Origin of the sequence: Kribbella sp. NPDC050124 (assembly GCF_044460355.1) — a bacterium.
Taxonomy (GTDB): domain Bacteria; phylum Actinomycetota; class Actinomycetes; order Propionibacteriales; family Kribbellaceae; genus Kribbella.
In genome coordinates this window covers 19,248-34,889 of sequence record NZ_JBITJU010000022.1, presented here as the reverse complement: position 1 = coordinate 34,889, position 15,642 = coordinate 19,248, and the positions used below count along the sequence as shown (strand labels likewise).

Below are 15,642 nucleotides of genomic sequence, written 5' to 3'. Positions count from 1 at the left end.
ATCAGAGCCCGAGCTTGTCGAGGATTGCGGTGAGGACTCCGCCTAGCGTCGGCGGGTCCGGGTCCTCGGGGTCGTTCGGCGTGGTCGGTGGGTCCGTGGGGGTTGTGGGCGGCGGGTCGTTCGTGGTCGGCGGCTGGGTGGGCTGCGTCGTGGGGTTGCCGGTCGTCGTGGTGGTGGTGGGCTTCGGCGGCAGCTTGGTGGCCGGCGGTTGGGTCGACTCCTGGTGGTCAACCAGTTCCGGAGTCGGCTTCGGCGTCAGGCCTGGAGTGGCAGGTTGCTGACCGTCGGTCGGGACGCCGACCGGCGCCGTTGTCGTTGTCGAGGGCAACGGCGGGGTCTCGCCGGGAGTCGGCGGCTGCGTCGGGACCGGTGTCTCGGAGCCGCGCGGGACGGTCGGGCCGCTGGTCGGGATCCGGGTCGGCTCGAGGCCGGCGACCGGGTTGGCCGGTTCCGGGCCGCCGCCTGGGAGGGGCAGGAAGGCGGCGCCGATCCGGGGACCGCCGAGCAGGGCGATCAGCACCAGGACGGCATACAGGAGCAGTAGCCCGCCTGCCGCGAACCGGGCCTGGCGCAGCCGCTGACGGTTCTGCCAGGGCGGACGGGCGATCGCGGCAGAAGTCGGTCTCACAAGTCCCGCAGGTTATCGGCTGATCCAGCGCTTGAAACAGCCCTTGGAAGAAATTCCACGCTAGATCGCAATGATTGGGCATTTCCGTTCCGTTACGCATTCGTAGAATTGCAGTGAGTTAGCTGATGACGCGCCAATCGACCGGACAGCCCGGCATCTCGTGTGGAAGCCTGCTCTCATGTCTGCACTGGTGCTGCTGCACGGCCTCGGAGCCAACGGCCGGGTCTGGGACGCCTGGCCGCAACCGCGGTTCGCCCCCGACCTGCCCGGACACGGCTCGGCCGCCGCGCTGCCGTCGTACACCTTCGGCTCGATGGCCGCCGCGGTCGCCGAGACCCTCCCGGTACGGCGTGGCGTCGTCATCGTCGGCCACTCACTCGGCGGCGTGATCGCCCTCGAACTGGCGAGCGGCCGGTACGGCATCGACGTCGATCGGGTCGTCGCGGTCGGCGTGAAGGTCGCCTGGTCCGACGACGATCTGGGCCGGGCGGCCGCGCTGGCGCAGAAGCCGATCGCGTGGTTCGACACCCGGGAGGACGCGGCCGCGCGGTTCCTCAAGGTCTCCGGGCTGCAGGGACTGGCCGACCCGAGCGACCCGGTGGTCGAGCACGGCCTGGCCGAGGTCGATGGACGCTGGCGACTGGCCATGGACCCCGGCACGTTCGGCGTCGGCGCCCCGGACATGCCGAAACTCATCGCGGACTGCAAGGCCGACCTCGTGCTGGCCCGCGGCGAGCACGACCCGATGAACACCGACGACCAGCTCCGCGCCCTGCACGACCAGGTCGTCGTCTACCCGGGACTCGGGCACAACGCCCACGTCGAGGACGCGGATCTGCTCAGCACTCGATGACGTTGACGGCCAGGCCGCCGCGGGACGTCTCCTTGTACTTGATCTTCATGTCGGCGCCGGTCTCGCGCATCGTCTTGATCACCTTGTCCAGGGTGACGACGTGCACCCCGTCGCCGTGCATGGCCATCCGGGCCGCGTTGATCGCCTTCACCGAGGCCATCGCGTTGCGCTCGATACACGGGATCTGCACCAGCCCGCCGACCGGGTCGCAGGTCAGGCCGAGGTTGTGCTCCATGGCGATCTCAGCCGCGTTCTCGACCTGGAGCGGCGTGCCGCCGAGCACCTCGCACAAGCCGGCCGCGGCCATCGAGCAGGCCGAGCCGACCTCGCCCTGGCAACCGACCTCGGCGCCGGAGATCGAGGCGTTCTCCTTGTACAGCACCCCGATCGCGCCGGCAGTCAGCAGGAACCGGACGGCGCCGTCGTCGGTCGCCCCCGGCACGAACCGCCGGTAATAGTGCAGAACGGCGGGGATGATGCCGGCAGCACCGTTCGTCGGCGCGGTGACGATCCGGCCGCCGGACGCGTTCTGCTCGTTCACCGCGAGTGCGAACAGGTTGACCCAGTCCATCACCTTGAGCGGATCCACGGACCACGGATCCCGGGACAGCTTCTGGTGCAGCGCGTGCGCCCGCCGCGGCACCTTCAGGCCACCGGGCAGGATCCCCTCGGTCTCGCAGCCCTCGCGGACACAGTCCTGCATCACCTGCCAGATCCGCAGCAGGCCGTCGTGGATCTCGCCCTCGGTCCGCCAGGCCAACTCGTTCGCGAGCATCACCTCGCTGATCGACAGCTGCGACTCACGGCAGCGGTCGAGCAGTTCGGCGCCGGTGGTGAAGTGGTACTTCAGCGACGTGGTGTCCGCCACGATCCGGTCCCCGGCGGCCGCGTTCTCGTCGACCACGAAGCCGCCGCCGACCGAGTAGTACGTCCGTTCCCGCAGTACGTCGCCGTCCGCCGTACGGGCCGTGAACATCATCCCGTTGGGGTGGTACGGCAGCGCCTTGCGCCGGTGCATGGTCAGGTCGGTGTTCTCGTCGAAACCGATCTCGTGCACGCCGGCGAGCAGCAGCCTGCCGCGCTCGCGGATCGTCTCGACCCGGGCGTCGACGGAGTGCGTGATCACAGTCTCGGGGTCCGCGCCCTCGAGTCCGAGCAGCACGGCCTTGTTGCTGCCGTGGCCGTGGCCGGTCGCGCCGAGTGAGCCGAAGAGCTGGGCCTCGACTCTCGCCGTCCGGGCCAGCAGCCCGTCGTCGGCGAGGCCGAGTGCGAAGGTACGGGCGGCGCGCATCGGACCCACCGTGTGGGAGCTCGACGGGCCGATCCCGATACTGAACAGATCGAAGACGCTGATCGCCATCGTGTGGAGGTTCCTTCCGGTCGCCGTTGACCGTTGGTGTCCTCCCCGCTCTGTTGGGCCGATGCCTTCCAGAGGTGCCTCGCCCGTGCGGTGAAGGTGCCTGAGAGATTCTTGGGGAGAGTTGCTCCTACGGCGCCCAAGTCGTGCTTGGGACTCTCCCGCACGGGTTCATGCGGCTGTTGAGTTGACTGACGTCCGTGACGGTACGGCGGCCTCACCGCCGACGTCAATCCGGCCCGTGCGGACCGCCCAGATCTCGAAGAACCAGGTGAACAGTGGGGGAACGCTCGCTGCCAGCGCGGCCAGGGTGACCGGCCAGGACCAGCGCAGCGGGCCACGCACGACCAGCACGGTGAGCACGTAGACGATGAAGATGCCGCCGTGGATCGGGCCGAAGATCTTCACCCCGAGCTCGTTGTCGGACAGCACGTACTTGAACAACATCCCGATCAGCAGTCCGGTCCAGGAGACCGCTTCCGCGATCGCGACCCACCGGAACCACACCGCGTGCTTTGTACTCATCAGCGACCGACCCTAACAAGTCCCCCAAGGCGCGCCCGGGGTCGGCCGAGGGGTCGTCCCCGATGTGGTCGAGCAAGCGGTTGCCGAGGATCGAGGGAGTTTCCGCAGGCAGGAGATCTCCCGTATGAGATTGAGACAACGCGCCCTTGCGTCCGCAGTGGCGTTGGGTGTCGCGACCGCCGGACTCGTGACGCTTCCGGTGTCGGCAACCGAGGCGAAGACCCAGTTGCAGTGGACCGACTGCAAGCCGGAAGGCAACGACAAACCGGAGGTGGTGAAGGGCTCGCAGTGCGCAACCCTCCAGGTCCCGGTCGACTGGCGGGACCCGGACGGACCCACGTTCGGTCTCGCGGTCGCCCGCCGTACGGCGAAGAACCCGAGCGACCGCGTCGGCGTGCTGATGTGGGGCCCAGGAGGTCCCGGTGACTCCGGTGTCGACCGGGTCAAGACCGGGATGAGCCGGTTCAGTCAGCGGGTGCAGGACCGGTTCGACGTCGTCAGCTTCGATCCGCGCGGCATCTCCCGGAGCAACCCGGTGAAGTGCTCGGCCGCCCTGCTGGCCAAGCAGCCGTCGCCGATCATCAAGAACCAGGCCGAGTTCGCCGCGACGATCCGCTACAACCGCGATCTGGCCGCTGACTGCCGGTCCAACACCGGGCCGGTCTTCGACCACCTCGACACCTGGCAGACGCTTCGGGACGTGGACGCGCTTCGCGCCGCGCTGGGTGAGTCGGCGATCTCCTTCCACGGCAGCTCGTACGGGACGCTGCTCGGGGCGCAGTACGCCGAGACGTACCCGAAGCGGGTCCGGGCGATGGTCGTGGAGAGCGTGGTCGACCACAGTGCCGACTCCGCGAAGTCGTTCCTCGACTCGCAGGCATGGGCGGCTCAGGACTCGTTCGACGAGTTCGTGAAGTGGTGCCAGGGTGCAACGACCTGCGCGCTGCACGGTCGGGACGTCCACGCGTTGTGGGTGGATCTGCTGGCTCGGGCCGATCGCGGCGAGGTGCCCGATCCGCAAAGGCCGACGCTGCCGATCACGCCGTACTGGCTGAGCTTCAACGTGTTCCGCGCGCTCTACGGACCGCGGTGGACCGACCTGGCGACCATGCTGAAGACGCTCGACGCCAGCGCGCCGCCGACCGGGCAGCCGCCGGTCCCGACCGGCCTGGCCTCGAACACGCTCGCGGTGTTCTGCCAGGACTGGAACCTGCCGGTCCGCAACTACCAGGAGTACGCCGGTCTGCTCGCACGACTGGCCCGGGACAACCCGGACATGCGGTACCCCGGCCAGCTGATGGCCGTCTCGAGGTGCCTCGGCCTGCCGGCGGCGGACAACCCGCAGCACCGGCTGAAGGTCCGCGACCTGGCCGACCCGATCCTGCTGATCAACGCGCGCCACGACCCGGCCACGGGCTACAACTGGGCGCGCAGCGTGGAACGCCAGCTCGGCCGGTACGGCGTTCTGCTCACCTACGAGGGCTGGGGGCACGGCAGCTACAACAGCAGCCCGTGCATGCAGGACACCGTCGACGCCTACCTGCTCACGCTCGACGCCCCGAAGCGCGGGACCAGCTGCCCCGCCGTACCGCCGGCGTAGGTACTGCCCCGGGCAGGCATCTCCCAACCAGACGCCTGCCCGGGAGTCGTCAGACCGGTACTCCGGTCACCTCGAGCACGCGGTCGAGGTGGTCGCCGCGGACCATCCGGCCCGACAGCAAGCGGAGCTCGGCGCAGGCGGTCTCGAGTGCCTGCGGCTGGGATCGGCAGTTGTCGACGTACCAGAACGGGTCGTCGGGCTGCGGATCGTCGGCGTCGTCGATGTCGGCGTACCAATGCCGGTCGCCGCAGTGCACCACGCGCACGCGCAGGTTCATGTCACTACCCCCGTGTCCCCAGGAAATCCGGAGTCCCCCCGGGCTCCAGTTGGCCGGCTCGGCCCCGGCGCGTGGTCGCGGCCCCCCACTGCCACGCGCCGGGCCGAGTTCGACCCTCCCCCGCTCGCTACATCGTTGCCGACGGCCTCGGTGTTACTGCTTGTGACGAATAATTTTGGGTGATTCCGCGGCTACCGCGCGTTCAGGTCGTGTCTGACGGTCCAGCGCCGTCGCGAGCAGGTGCTCGGTGCGGTAGCTCGGCGTGCTGGAGTGAAGGCCTCGATGTGGTTTCATCGTGGCCTTTGCTCCAGTGCGGCGAGATGCCGTGCCGAGTGCCGCGCAGTAGGCGCTGGACCGTCAGACACGGCCTAGGTGCGACTGGGTCCAGTTTTCGAGCCCGTCGGCGGTGATCGGGAGGTCGGCGGTGAGGATCTCGAGGCGGTCGGAGTGCACCACCACGTTGTCCTCGATCCGGATCCCGATCCCGCGCAGCTCCGGCGGCACGGTCTCGTCGTGCGGGTGGAAGTACAGCCCCGGCTCGACCGCCAGCGCCATCCCGGCCTCGATCTCGCCGGCGAAGTAGGCCTCCGGCCGGGACGCGTCACAGTCGTGCACGTCCAGGCCGATGTAGTGCCCGGTGCCGCAGACGATGTACCGGCGGTGCTGCTGGCCGTCCGGGCCGAGCAACTCGTCCAGGGACACGTCCAGGAGGCCCCAATCCCGCAGCCCTTCGGCCAGCGTGCGCAGTGCAGCGTACTGGAAGGCCCGGTACGGCGCTCCGACCTTGACGGCCTCAAGTGACGCCAGTTGCGCCTTGTGCACGAGGTCGTACACCTGGCGCTGGGCGTCGGTGAACTCGCCCGTCGCCGGGAAGGTCCGGGTCACGTCGGCGGTGTAGAGCGTCCGGGTTTCGACACCGGCGTCGAGCAGGATCACGTCGCCCTCGTTCACCGGGCCGTCGTTGCGGACCCAGTGCAGCACCGGCGCATGCTTGCCAGCAGCAACGATCGAGGCGTACCCGACGCCGTTGCCGGCGGTCCGCGCGCGCCGGTCGAAGGTGCCCTGCAGCCACCGCTCACCGCCGCCGCGGATGGCCTCCGGCAGCTCCTTCGCGACGTCGCCGAACGCGAGCACGCTGGCCGCGACGGCCTCGCGCAGCTGGTCCAGCTCCCAGTCGTCCTTGATCCGGCGCAGCTCGGCCAGCGTCTGGCGCAGCGAGTTCCCGTCCGTCGGCGAGGTCCGGACCAGCGCGTCCAGCAGCGGCTCGACCCCCGGCGTCGACAGCATGAACGGCACGGCGCCGCGCACCGCGGTCGGCAGTTCCTCGATCGGGCGGCAGGCGATCTGCAACGCGTCCGACCAGTCCTTCAGCCCCGGCACCGGGCCGACCCACAGCTCGCCGTCGCGCGCGTTGGCGAAGAAGTCGGCCTCGTCCGGCCCAGCCGTCTCCCGCAGGTACAGCGTCGAGTCGCCGTCTGCCGAGATCACCAGTACGGCGCCCTCGGCCTGGCAGCCGGTCAGCCAGACGAAGTCGCTGTCCGCCCGGAACGCGTAGTCGGTGTCGTTCGACCGGACCGGCGCCCGGCCTGCCGCGACCGCGATCCGCCGTCCCGGCAGCGCCGCCGCCAGCTTCTCGCGGTGCTCGGCAGCCGCCTCCGCGAGCCCCTCGGGCACGGTCACCGATCGGTCCACCGGTCCCCAGCCACGCGAGATGAACTCCCTGAACCCGGAGGCGTCGATCGGGCGGTAGGACTTCGGCGTGTCGTCGGTCCGGTCGTCTTCGGTCATGTGCTGAGCTCCCCTTTGCAACTGACGGTTACAGCCATCAACTCAGGTTGGAGCGGGGCCGCGCAAGCCCTTATCCGAAGTCGTGGATCAGCGGGCGCGGAAGGCGTCCAGCAGGCCCTGTTCGGAGTCCAGCAGGTACTGGTGGAGGTCGGCCGCGGCCTGCCCGTACTTGCGCGCCTCGAGCAGCTCGAGCAGCCCCCGGTTGCGCGCGACGTACGACGCATGCAGGTCGCGCGGCTTCGCGATCACGTGGAACATCAGCCGCAACTCGGCAAGCAACCGGCCGGCGATGGCGTCCAGCCGGGCGCTGTCGGCGAGCCCAACGAGGTCTTCGTGAAAGCGCATGTTCGCCGTAGCCACAGCCTGCCAGCGGTCGGCGAGCGCGGCCGCCTCGGCCGCCTCGACATCATCCTGCAGCGGCTCGAGCCGACCGGCCGGCAGTTCCGGGTCGCGCTCGGCCAACCCACGCACGACGTCCACTTCGAGCACTCGGCGCAGCCGATACAGGTCCACCACGTCATGCTCGTCCAGCTCCGGAACGAACACCCCACGGTGCAGCTTGTAGACGAGCAGCCCTTCGTGGGTGAGCAGCCGGAAGGCCTCACGCAACGTGTTCCGGCTGACCTCCAGCACCTCGGTCAGCTCGACCTCGGACAGCTGCGCCCCCGGCGGCAACGCCCCCTCGGTGATGCTGCGGCGCAGGATGTCGGCGGCCCGCTCGGCGGAACTGCTGCGATCCAGCCGCGCGACATCAGCCGCGACTCCCTGCAGCCACGCCTGCCGGCCCTCGTCATCGTCGCGCAGACCCGTGCTCACCTTCGCATCATCGCGCACGGAGACACCCGGGGAAAGTTTGGTCGGATCACCCCCTTGCAGGATTGTTGAACAATATCTAGCCTCAGAGAACGTCCAGCGTTGCGGCGGTCCGGGAAGGCGGGAGCGAATGGCGCGGAAGTGGGAGTTCTGGATCGACCGCGGTGGCACCTTCACCGACGTCGTTGCCCGACGGCCGGACGGGTCCCTGGTGACGTACAAACTGCTGTCCGAGAATCCCGGGCGATACCAGGACGCCGCCGTCGAGGGCATCCGCCGGCTGCTCGAGGTACCGGCCGGCGAGCGGATCCCGGCCGAGCGGATCGACGTCGTCAAGATGGGCACCACGGTGGCCACCAACGCGCTGCTCGAGCGCAAGGGTGAATCCACCGTGCTCGTCATCACCAAAGGCTTCCGCGACGCGCTGCGAATCGCCTATCAGAACCGCCCGCGGATCTTCGCCCGCGAGATCGTGCTGCCTGAGCTGGTCTACTCGACCGTGATCGAGGCTGATGAGCGGCTGGCTGCCGACGGCAAGGTCCTCGTCCCGCTCGATGAGAGGGCCGTTGCCGATGACCTGCAGCGGGCCTACCACGACGGCCTGCGATCCGTCGCCGTGGTATCTCTGCACGGCTATCGCTACCCGCGGCACGAGGCCGTGGTCGGCGACATCGCCCGCCGGATCGGCTTCACCCAGATCTCGCTGTCGCACGAATGCAGTCCGCTGATGAAGGTGGTCTCGAGGGGCGACACGACCGTGGTCGACGCCTACCTCTCCCCGATCCTGCGCCGGTACGTCGATCAGGTCGCGGCCGAACTGGACGGTGTCAGGCTGATGTTCATGCAGTCCAGCGGCGGGCTCGCGGAGGCACATGCGTTCCGGGGGAAGGACGCGATCCTCTCCGGCCCGGCAGGCGGCGTGGTGGGGATGGCCCGGACCACCACCGCCGTCGGCTTCAACCGGGTGATCGGCTTCGACATGGGCGGCACGTCCACCGATGTGTCGCACTTCGCCGGCGAGTTCGAGCGGGAGCTCGAGACGCTGGTCGCCGGAGTGCGGATGCGCGCGCCGATGATGAGCATCCACACAGTGGCGGCCGGCGGCGGCTCGATCCTGCACTACGACGGGAGCCGTTACCGGGTCGGTCCAGGCTCTGCCGGCGCAGATCCGGGTCCCGCGTCGTACCGCCGGGGAGGTCCGCTCACGGTCACCGACGCGAATGTGATGCTCGGCCGGGTGCAGCCGGACTTCTTCCCAGCGGTCTTCGGCGAGAACGGCGACGAGCGACTCGACGCGGGAGTCGTCCGGCTGATGTTCGGGGAGCTGGCCGAGGCGATCGGGGACGGACGGACCCCGGAGGAGGTCGCGGAAGGCTTCGCCGGCATCGCCGTCGCGAACATGGCGAACGCGATCAAGAAGATCTCGGTGCAACGCGGGTACGACGTCACCCGGTACGTGCTGGCGACCTTCGGCGGGGCGGGTGGCCAGCATGCCTGCGCGGTCGCCGACGCGCTGGGCATGACACAGGTGCTGATCCACCCACTCGCCGGCGTACTCTCGGCGTACGGCATGGGTGTCGCCGATGTCGCCGCCCTGCGCGAGCGGGCGGTCGAGGCGACGCTGAGCTACGAAGTGCTCCCCGAACTCGCGCGGATCCTCGACGAACTCACCGACGATGCAGGGCACGAGCTCGAGGGCGAAGGCATCCCGGCCGATCGAATCAGGGCGATCCGCCGGGCGCTGCTGCGCTACGACGGCACCGACACCGCGGTCGCGGTGTCGGTCGGCGACGTGGACGAGATGGTGGCGGAGTTCGAGGCCAGCTATCGGCGGCGGTTCTCCTTCCTCATGCCGGGCCGGCCGATCGTCGTCGAAGCCGTGTCACTCGAACTGCTGGGCGCCGCCGGATCCGGCGAGGACAACTGGATCCGCCAGGACCGTCGCGGCGACGAGCTCCGAGCTATGGCGAGGGTGCCGATGTTCTCAGCCGGTGCGTGGGTCGACGTCGACCTCTACCAACGCGATGACGTCGTCCCCGGCGACCGGGTGGACGGACCGGCGATCGTCGCCGAGGCCAACGCGACGACTGTTGTCGAAGCCGGCTGGCGGGCCGAGGTGCACGAACTCGGTCACCTGCTGCTCAGCAGGGTCGCGGCACGGCCGGCTCAGCAGGACATCGGGACCGAAGTCGACCCCGTGATGCTGGAGATCTTCAACAACCTGTTCATGTCGATCGCCGAGCAGATGGGCGTGCGACTGCAAAGCACCTCGCAGTCGGTGAACATCAAGGAGCGGCTGGACTTCTCCTGCGCGCTGTTCGATGCCGAAGGCCACCTGATCGCGAACGCGCCGCACATCCCGGTCCACCTCGGCTCGATGGGCGAGAGCATCAAGATGGTGATCGCCGGGAACCCCGGCCGGATGGCGCCGGGCGATACGTACGTCCTGAACAACCCCTATCGCGGTGGCACCCACCTGCCCGACATCACCGTGGTGACCCCTGTCTTCGACCGGACCGGGAAGGACATCTTGTTCTATGTCGCGTCTCGCGGTCACCACGCGGAGATCGGCGGCATCACCCCCGGTTCGATGCCGGCGAACAGCACCAGGATCGAGGAAGAAGGGGTGCTGATCGACAACTGGCTACTGGTCTCCGGCGGCGAGCTGCGGGAGCGTGAAACGGTCGACCTGCTCCGGTCCGCGCTGCATCCCTCCCGCAACCCCGACACGAACATCGCCGATCTGCGTGCTCAGGTTGCCGCCAACGAGAAGGGAGTCGAGGAGCTGCTGGCGATGGTCGACCACTTCGGTCTCGACGTCGTCTCGGCGTACATGGAACACGTACGGCGCAACGCGGCCGAGGCAGTGCAACGGGTCATTCCGACACTCCGTGACGGAAGCTACAGCTACGAGCTCGACTCGGGCGCACGGATCGAGGTCGCGGTCCGCGTGGACGCCGCCGCCCGGACGGCGGAGATCGACTTCACCGGCACCTCCGCGCAACAGGCCGGCAACGGCAATGCACCGTCGTCGGTGGTGATGGCGGCTGTGCTGTACGTCTTCCGCACACTCGTGGATGACGAGATCACGCTGAACTCGGGCTGTCTGGAGCCGTTGCGGGTGATCATCCCGCCGGGAACGATGCTGTCACCGGAGTACCCCGCAGCGGTTGCTGCCGGCAACGTCGAGGTCTCGCAGGCAGTCACCGGCGCCCTGTACGCCGCCCTCGGAGTCCAAGCGGAGGGCTCGGGAACGATGAACAATGTGACGTTCGGGAACGACCGGCACCAGTACTACGAGACCGTCGCGAGCGGCGCCGGCGCGGGTGAAGGCTTCGCGGGCGCCGATGTCGTGCAGACCCACATGACGAACTCGCGGCTGACAGATCCGGAAGTGCTCGAGTGGCGTTATCCGGTTCAGCTCGACAGCTTCGAGATTCGCGAAGGCAGCGGCGGTGCGGGCCGCTGGCGGGGCGGCAACGGTGCCCGCCGGCGGATACGATTCCTGGAGCCGATGACCGTGAGCACACTGGCCAGCCACCGCCGCGTGCCGCCGTACGGCATGGCTGGTGGCCTGCCCGGTGACCTCGGCCGCCAGTGGATCGAGCGCGCGGACGGCTCCGTCACAGCGATGGCCGGCAACGACTCCCTCCCCGTGGCCGCCGGAGACGTACTCGTCCTCGAGACCCCCGGCGGTGGTGGCTACGGCTTGCCTCGCTGATCAGAGTGGGACGATGCGGGCTCTGAGGAGGCAGAACTCGTTGCCTTCGGGGTCTTGGAGGACGTGCCAGTGTTCTTCGCCGGTTTGGCCGATATCGGCGGGGCGGGCGCCCAGGGCGAGGAGGCGTTCGAGCTCGGCGTCCTGGTCGCGGTCGGTGGGGTTGACGTCGATGTGCAGCCTGGTCTTCCCCGGCTCCGGCTCGTCGCGGTAGCTGAGGATGACCGTCGGCTGCGGACCGCCGAACCCTTCGCGCGGCCCGATCTCCACCATGCCTTCCTCGCGATCGAGTACGACGAAGTCCAGCACCTCGCACCAGAACTGCGCCAGCACCTCGGGATCGCGGCAACCGAGAACGAGCTCACCGATACGACATGCCATGCACAACACCTGCTCTCAGTCCGGAAAGCCACCCGCGACCGTAGCCGACGAACCGAGCACGAGCGACTGAATTCATCGCCGCCCACACGGGCCTACATACCTGCCCGCAGCGTGTCTGTGCGGTGTCAGGGTGGTGTCAGTCCGGACCTGGATGGTTGCTCCATCACGACAACAACCCAAGGAGCACACACCATGTCCATCACCCTGAACGACCAGGACAAGACCACCCTCGCCACCGCCGCGCACGGCGCCGTCGCCCTGATCGCCGCCGCCGGCATCAAGTCGGCCGGCAAGATCGCCACCGCCGGATCCCTCGCGCTCGCCGCCGCGACCGGTCCGGTCGGGCACGCGCTCGCCGAGAAGCAGAAGGGCCTGAAGCTCAACGGCAAGTCGACCGCCGACATCGCCGACACCGTGCTGCCGGCCCTGACCGCCTCCATGACCCTGCTCGAGCAGCAGGACCCGGCCGAGGCCGGCAACTTCCGCAGTACCGTCCTCACCGCCGTCGAGGCCGGCGCCCGCGCCGAGCGCGGCGGTCCCGGCCCGGCTCTGACCGAGATGACCCGCAAGATCACCGAAGCCCTCGACGCCGCCTGACGGCTTCCCGATCCGCCGTCGTCATGACCCGCCTGCTACCTGCCGTCGACCACCGCGAAGGAATCGGGGTGGTCGACGGCAGCAGGCGTCAGACGCGGATCCAGTCGGTACAGGCGTCGGGGCCGGTGCCGTGGTTGGTGTTCTCGCACAGCTTCATGTAGATGGCGCCGACCGGAAAGTGGGCGGTGTCGCAGCCGCTGTCGCCGCCGTCCCACTCGACGACCGGATCGCGGTTCGGTCCCTGGGTCCAGATCCCGTAGACCGCGTTGCCGTCGACCTCACGGTCGCAGACGCTACCGCTGCCGTGCGTCTCGCTCACCGTGATCAGGTCTCTCCCTTGGTACGCGTAGTTGTAGTGCGCCGCAGCGATCGGAGCCGTTGCCATGAGCAACGAGCCGGTGGCGACCAGAGCGGCGGCGCCGACGGCCAGGTGGCGGATCTTCTTCATGACTCTCCCGAGACGATGGTCTTGACTGACCCCAGCAGTCTCGGCACGCGTCCCCGCCCTGTCGTTGCCGCAGCGTGCACACCTCTTGCCTGACAGCGCAACGCGCCCGCGGCCGAAAATTGTCGGTGGCTGCCGGTAGCGTTCGGGGTACGAAGAGAGATCGGGGGCGAATGAGCGAGGCACAGCGATCCAGGGCTGATCAGGAGCCGCCTGGCCGGTACGACGAGGAGACGGCCGACGCGCTCGAGACCGTCATCATCACCGCGGTGGTGACGGCGGCCGTGGTGCCGTTCGTGCAAACCCTTGTACAGAAGGCGGCAGAGGATTCGTACGACGCGGTCCGCAGTCTGCTCCGCCGTCGGTTCCGCGAGGCGCGCGTGGCGAGCACGGAGCCGGCCGGTCCGGTGCGGCCACTGCTGGTGGTGAAGAACGACGACCCCGGCCTCGACGTGAACCTCTACGCCCAGCCCGACATGGACGACGCCGCGATCCGGGCGTTGGCGGAGCTGGATCTGAGTGCGGCGACGCATGGCCGGCCGAAGAAGCTCCGGGTCTACTGGGACGCGCAGGCCGGCCGCTGGCAGATCGACGGAGACTGACGACGAGGAGAAGCCTGTGCTGGTCGGAGCGATGTCCGAGGACTGCTATCACTGCGTCGCCTACCGGGACATGGCGAGCCGGGATGAGCTCGGCGACTTCATGAAGAGCGTCAAAGGCTCCGTGTGCCCGTTCTGCCGGGTGCGGACGCAGAGCTTCTGGCTCGTGATGGACTCCGCCGACGTCAACGCGATCAGGTCGGGCAACCTCCCGGCGTCCGACCCAGCCGGAGTGGGATTCGAGCGATTCGGTACGCCGAGTCCGGCAGCGGCCGGGCAGTCGTCGGCAGCCGCGAAGATCCTCCGCGCGCAGGTGTCCGGAGCCGCGGAACGTCAACGACTGGCAATGCTCGAGAAGATCGGCGATCTCTACCGGGCCGAGTTCGCGTTCCGCGGCGGCGAGGAGGCACTGGAAGCAGGCGACCGGGCGAAGGCGATCACGGCGTTCACCATCTGCGCCGGCACCGGCAAGCCGGAAGCGCACCGCGCGGCCTTCCGGCTCGGCGACCTGGCCACCGAGGACGGCCGGAGCACGGACGCGCTCAGGTGGTACCGGCGTACGGCGGAGTCGGACGAACCCGAGATTCGGGCGGTCGGCTTCCTCTATCTGGGCATCGCCCTGCACCGAACCAGCCAGTGGGAAGACGCGCTCGCCGCCTTCCGATCAGCCGTCGCCTGCGGCCCGACCACGGCTCACGGCCTCGCCGCCCACCGGATCGGTCAGGTCCTCGCAGACCTCGGCCGACGCTCGGAGGCGAAGGCCGCGTACGGCGTCGCGGTCGGTCTCGAGGCACCTGGATCGGCCGAAGCCGCGCTGGCTCTGGGCGCGCTCGAAGACGAGGACGGCAACTGGGACGCTGCCCGCAAGTTCGCGGAGTACGCCTACAAATCCAACGAGGAGCACGTCAAGCAGACGGCAGCCTTCAACCTGGCGCGGTACTGGGAGCAACGCGGCAGACGGTCGAAGGCCCGCAAGTACTACGAGATCGCCGCGCGGGGAGCCGACAGCGGACTGGCCGCTCGGGCGGCGGCGATCGTCAGAGCGAGCAGATGACGACCGCGATCGAGCAGGAGTACCGCGACCTCCTGCTGCGCGAGGGTTTCGGTCAACTGCTCGAACCACCAAGTCGTGCGGACGTTCGGCAGTTCGTCGAGCAGCTGTCGACGGCCGAACGGGAGTTCCTGCGCGAGCTCGTCGACGAATACCTCGCGGACGACTACGTCGCGCAGTACGAGAATCCGTACGACGCCCTGCACGAGCAACTCCGGAACACCTTGCGCGCGAGCGGCCTCCAGGTACCGGACGCCGTGTACGTCGGCGAGTATCCGCATCATGCGTACAACGCGCAGGCACGGCGGGCGCGCAACGGCACCTTGATCCTGCTCAACACCGGGCTGCGGACGCTGCTCGATCGCGTCGCGGTCGTGCTGAGCGCATCGCTCCTCACCGTCGACCCGGACGACAGCCGGCGGACGGAGCAACCGACGGTCGAGCAGAATCGGCTGCACGAACGGGCCCGGGTCATGCTCGCGGAGTCGGTGGTCTCGTACATTTCGGGCGGAGCCGTCGACGCCCCGGCCCGGATCCGGCTGCCCATCACCGAGCGGCAGGCTTTCGGTTTCCTGATCATGCGGTCGGCCGAGAAGTTCACCGTCGGCCACGAATTCGGTCACCTGCTGGCCGGTCACCTGCACGCACCGCCGGGTGCCGGTGTCAGCCGCGAGCACGAGGCCGACGAGTTGGCCACCCTGCTTCTGCTGCGCGAGTTCGCCCCGGCGACGCCGTTCCTGACCAAGGCCATCACGGCCGCCGGCCCGTTCCTCTTCCTCGCCGTCGATCACCTGGTTCGGCGGGTGCAGCGTGAGGTGTTCGACCTTCCGCCGGCGCTGCTGCGTCGTACCCATCCACCGTCCGACCAGCGCGCCGCCGTACTGCGTGGCTTCTTCGTCGACCACGAAGGGCCGAAGGTGCTCCAGATCGCCGACGCCTGCGTCAGTTGGCTGTCCGGGCTGGAGCCCGAGATCATCGCCACTGCGCGGCGCCTGCTCCGGCCAGCCTGA

Annotated in this window: 15 protein-coding genes and 1 riboswitch; of the genes, 7 read left to right on the top strand and 8 right to left on the bottom strand. The window is 68.9% G+C overall.

Annotated features, from left to right (window positions below; genetic code table 11):
• Nucleotide 1: 1 nt before the first annotated feature.
• Nucleotides 2–628, bottom strand: coding sequence for a hypothetical protein (locus ACIBL3_RS35790; RefSeq protein WP_396358315.1), 627 nt, complete (start codon nucleotides 626–628; stop codon nucleotides 2–4).
• A 178-nt stretch (nucleotides 629–806) separates the two neighbouring features.
• Here ACIBL3_RS35790 and ACIBL3_RS35785 point away from each other — a divergent pair, with 178 nt between their 5' ends.
• Nucleotides 807–1,481, top strand: a complete 675-nt coding sequence (locus ACIBL3_RS35785) for an alpha/beta fold hydrolase (protein WP_396358314.1) — start codon at nucleotides 807–809, stop codon at nucleotides 1,479–1,481.
• Here ACIBL3_RS35785 and ACIBL3_RS35780 read toward each other — a convergent pair.
• Together ACIBL3_RS35780 and ACIBL3_RS35775 are read right to left on the bottom strand one after the other, a co-directional pair.
• Nucleotides 1,468–2,841, bottom strand: a complete 1,374-nt coding sequence (locus ACIBL3_RS35780) for an L-serine ammonia-lyase (RefSeq protein WP_396358313.1) — start codon at nucleotides 2,839–2,841, stop codon at nucleotides 1,468–1,470. The genes ACIBL3_RS35785 and ACIBL3_RS35780 overlap by 14 nt on opposite strands.
• Nucleotides 2,842–2,919: 78 nt before the next feature.
• Nucleotides 2,920–3,012: riboswitch (glycine riboswitch) on the bottom strand.
• A complete protein-coding gene (locus ACIBL3_RS35775) occupies nucleotides 3,010–3,363 on the bottom strand; it encodes a DUF3817 domain-containing protein (RefSeq protein ID WP_396358312.1) in 354 nt (117 codons plus the stop codon). Its footprint overlaps the riboswitch before it by 3 nt.
• A gap of 124 nt (nucleotides 3,364–3,487) precedes the next feature.
• Here ACIBL3_RS35775 and ACIBL3_RS35770 point away from each other — a divergent pair, with 124 nt between their 5' ends.
• Nucleotides 3,488–4,963, top strand: a complete 1,476-nt coding sequence (locus tag ACIBL3_RS35770; RefSeq protein WP_396358311.1) for an alpha/beta hydrolase — start codon at nucleotides 3,488–3,490, stop codon at nucleotides 4,961–4,963.
• Between the two features lie 49 nt (nucleotides 4,964–5,012).
• On the opposite strand, the gene ACIBL3_RS35765 is transcribed toward ACIBL3_RS35770, so the two are convergent.
• The 3 genes from ACIBL3_RS35765 to ACIBL3_RS35755 form a co-directional block, all read right to left on the bottom strand.
• Nucleotides 5,013–5,240: a hypothetical protein gene (locus tag ACIBL3_RS35765; protein ID WP_396358310.1), complete on the bottom strand. Its 228-nt coding sequence runs from the start codon at nucleotides 5,238–5,240 to the stop codon at nucleotides 5,013–5,015.
• 357 nt (nucleotides 5,241–5,597) lie between these two features.
• Nucleotides 5,598–7,028, bottom strand: coding sequence for an aminopeptidase P family protein (locus ACIBL3_RS35760; RefSeq protein WP_396358309.1), 1,431 nt, complete (start codon nucleotides 7,026–7,028; stop codon nucleotides 5,598–5,600).
• 87 nt (nucleotides 7,029–7,115) lie between these two features.
• A complete protein-coding gene (locus ACIBL3_RS35755) occupies nucleotides 7,116–7,844 on the bottom strand; it encodes a GntR family transcriptional regulator (protein ID WP_396358307.1) in 729 nt (242 codons plus the stop codon).
• A gap of 127 nt (nucleotides 7,845–7,971) precedes the next feature.
• Here ACIBL3_RS35755 and ACIBL3_RS35750 point away from each other — a divergent pair, with 127 nt between their 5' ends.
• Nucleotides 7,972–11,562 carry a hydantoinase B/oxoprolinase family protein gene (locus ACIBL3_RS35750; protein WP_396358306.1) on the top strand — a complete coding sequence of 1,197 codons (3,591 nt, stop codon included), beginning with the start codon at nucleotides 7,972–7,974 and terminating at the stop codon, nucleotides 11,560–11,562.
• Here the strand turns inward: ACIBL3_RS35750 and ACIBL3_RS35745 are convergent, their stop codons facing one another.
• On the bottom strand, nucleotides 11,563–11,940 hold the full coding sequence (locus ACIBL3_RS35745) for a VOC family protein (protein ID WP_396358305.1): 378 nt from the start codon (nucleotides 11,938–11,940) through the stop codon (nucleotides 11,563–11,565).
• A gap of 192 nt (nucleotides 11,941–12,132) precedes the next feature.
• Between ACIBL3_RS35745 and ACIBL3_RS35740 the strand changes: the two genes are divergently transcribed.
• A complete protein-coding gene (locus tag ACIBL3_RS35740; protein WP_396358304.1) occupies nucleotides 12,133–12,537 on the top strand; it encodes a hypothetical protein in 405 nt (134 codons plus the stop codon).
• A gap of 88 nt (nucleotides 12,538–12,625) precedes the next feature.
• Here ACIBL3_RS35740 and ACIBL3_RS35735 read toward each other — a convergent pair whose 3' ends face one another.
• The gene (locus ACIBL3_RS35735) at nucleotides 12,626–12,985 is read right to left on the bottom strand and encodes a hypothetical protein (protein WP_396358303.1); all 360 of its coding nucleotides are present in this window, start codon (nucleotides 12,983–12,985) and stop codon (nucleotides 12,626–12,628) included.
• A 170-nt stretch (nucleotides 12,986–13,155) separates the two neighbouring features.
• Here ACIBL3_RS35735 and ACIBL3_RS35730 point away from each other — a divergent pair, with 170 nt between their 5' ends.
• The 3 genes from ACIBL3_RS35730 to ACIBL3_RS35720 are packed head-to-tail and all read left to right on the top strand — an operon-like array spanning nucleotide 13,156 to nucleotide 15,642.
• Complete coding sequence (locus ACIBL3_RS35730) at nucleotides 13,156–13,584, top strand: hypothetical protein (RefSeq protein WP_396358302.1); 429 nt, start codon at nucleotides 13,156–13,158, stop codon at nucleotides 13,582–13,584.
• A gap of 16 nt (nucleotides 13,585–13,600) precedes the next feature.
• Entirely contained in the window at nucleotides 13,601–14,635 is a 1,035-nt protein-coding gene (locus ACIBL3_RS35725; protein WP_396358301.1) for a tetratricopeptide repeat protein, read from the top strand.
• Nucleotides 14,632–15,642: a hypothetical protein gene (locus ACIBL3_RS35720; protein WP_396358300.1), complete on the top strand. Its 1,011-nt coding sequence runs from the start codon at nucleotides 14,632–14,634 to the stop codon at nucleotides 15,640–15,642. Before ACIBL3_RS35725 ends, ACIBL3_RS35720 begins: the two co-directional genes overlap by 4 nt.

Bases quoted from the DNA above. Each gene is read 5' to 3' on its own strand.
- ACIBL3_RS35720 (WP_396358300.1), top strand. From the start codon at position 14,632: ATGACGACCGCGATCGAGCAGGAGTACCGCGACCTCCTGCTGCGCGAG.
- ACIBL3_RS35735 (WP_396358303.1), bottom strand. From the start codon at position 12,985: ATGAAGAAGATCCGCCACCTGGCCGTCGGCGCCGCCGCTCTGGTCGCC.
- ACIBL3_RS35785 (WP_396358314.1), top strand. From the start codon at position 807: ATGTCTGCACTGGTGCTGCTGCACGGCCTCGGAGCCAACGGCCGGGTC.
- ACIBL3_RS35740 (WP_396358304.1), top strand. From the start codon at position 12,133: ATGTCCATCACCCTGAACGACCAGGACAAGACCACCCTCGCCACCGCC.
- ACIBL3_RS35780 (WP_396358313.1), bottom strand. From the start codon at position 2,841: ATGGCGATCAGCGTCTTCGATCTGTTCAGTATCGGGATCGGCCCGTCG.
- ACIBL3_RS35745 (WP_396358305.1), bottom strand. From the start codon at position 11,940: ATGGCATGTCGTATCGGTGAGCTCGTTCTCGGTTGCCGCGATCCCGAG.
- ACIBL3_RS35750 (WP_396358306.1), top strand. From the start codon at position 7,972: ATGGCGCGGAAGTGGGAGTTCTGGATCGACCGCGGTGGCACCTTCACC.
- ACIBL3_RS35770 (WP_396358311.1), top strand. From the start codon at position 3,488: ATGAGATTGAGACAACGCGCCCTTGCGTCCGCAGTGGCGTTGGGTGTC.
- ACIBL3_RS35765 (WP_396358310.1), bottom strand. From the start codon at position 5,240: ATGAACCTGCGCGTGCGCGTGGTGCACTGCGGCGACCGGCATTGGTAC.
- ACIBL3_RS35730 (WP_396358302.1), top strand. From the start codon at position 13,156: ATGAGCGAGGCACAGCGATCCAGGGCTGATCAGGAGCCGCCTGGCCGG.
- ACIBL3_RS35775 (WP_396358312.1), bottom strand. From the start codon at position 3,363: ATGAGTACAAAGCACGCGGTGTGGTTCCGGTGGGTCGCGATCGCGGAA.
- ACIBL3_RS35760 (WP_396358309.1), bottom strand. From the start codon at position 7,028: ATGACCGAAGACGACCGGACCGACGACACGCCGAAGTCCTACCGCCCG.